This is a genomic window from Pseudonocardia alaniniphila, from assembly GCF_022524485.1.
Taxonomy (GTDB): Bacteria; Actinomycetota; Actinomycetes; order Mycobacteriales; family Pseudonocardiaceae; genus Pseudonocardia; species Pseudonocardia alaniniphila.
The window spans coordinates 1-1,145 of record NZ_JAKXMK010000098.1 but is presented as its reverse complement, the minus strand read 5'-3'; the positions used below and the strand labels follow the sequence as shown (position 1 = coordinate 1,145).

Below are 1,145 nucleotides of genomic sequence, written 5' to 3'. Positions count from 1 at the left end.
CCACGACTCGATCGCCGCGGTGAACACCGCCGGATCCTCCTGGTACACCGGCACCACCACACTCACGCTGGCCCGATGCTCGTTCTCGATCGGCCGGTACAACACCGCGGGCACCCGCCGCACCAGCCAGCACGACCAGCGCACCAACCCCAGCACCCCCAACGGGGTACCCAGCAGGTAGTAGTACAGCGGCAGACTCATGACCGCCCGACACCCGACACCCCGCCAGCGGCAGCGGTGGGGGTGGTGGTGGGGTCGGTGTCCTGGTCGCTGTCGTGGGTGAGCGTCGCTTCGAGGCGTTCGTTGGTGGCCACCACCGCTTCCAGCAGCGGCATCGCCACCCCCAACTGCGCGGCGAACCCGAGGAACCCGCAGGTGTCCTTGGGCAGACACGCCCCCCCGTAGGGGGCGCCACCACGGATGCCGTACTCGGGGTTGAACGAGCCCTCCGCCGAGCGGGCCACCGTGGCCGCGATCGGATCCAACGCCACCCCCAACCGGCGCGCGACCAGCCACATCTCATTCCAGAAACTGATCTTCGCCGCGTTGAAGATGTTGTGCGCACACTTGACGAACTCCGCCTCCGCCGGATCGGCGAACACCCGCAACTCACCCCCGAACGGCTTGAGCAACCCCTCCAACACCGCACACGTCTCCGGATCCCGCGACCCGATCACCGTCATCCACGGCCGCCGGAAGTCCTGCTCCGCCGAGACCGCCCGCAAAAACTCCGGGTTGGCCGCCAACCCGAACCCCACCCCCGCCACCAACCCCGACGCCCGCTCCAACACCTCCCGCACCACACCCTCGGTCGTGCCCGGCACCACCGTGGACCGCACCACCACCGTGTGCCGACCCGACGAACCCCCCAACGCCCGCCCCACCGCCTCGGTCCCCGCCCGAAACGCCCCCAAGTCATACGCCCACCCCACATGCGGAGTCGGCAACGTCAAGAAAATGATCGAATCCGACACCCCACCCAAATCAAGATCCGCCGACGCATCCAACCCCCACCCCCGCAACTCCTCCACCCGCACCCGAGAAACATCAACAAAACTCACCTCATGACCCGCCTCCACAAACCCCCGCCCCGTCGCCAGACCAACCACACCCGAACCAACAATGAAGATCCTCGACGCCTGCAT

At 67.7% G+C, this 1,145-nt stretch carries 2 protein-coding genes; both read right to left on the bottom strand.

The genetic code is table 11. The features are described from left to right. Positions 1 to 201 (bottom strand): hypothetical protein (locus tag MMF94_RS43145; RefSeq protein ID WP_241043293.1); only part of this gene is annotated, 201 nt, incomplete at its 3' end. Continuing rightward, positions 198 to 1,145: Rossmann-fold NAD(P)-binding domain-containing protein (locus MMF94_RS43140; protein ID WP_476748549.1), on the bottom strand; the 948-nt coding region annotated here is incomplete at its 5' end. The genes MMF94_RS43145 and MMF94_RS43140, both read right to left, overlap by 4 nt.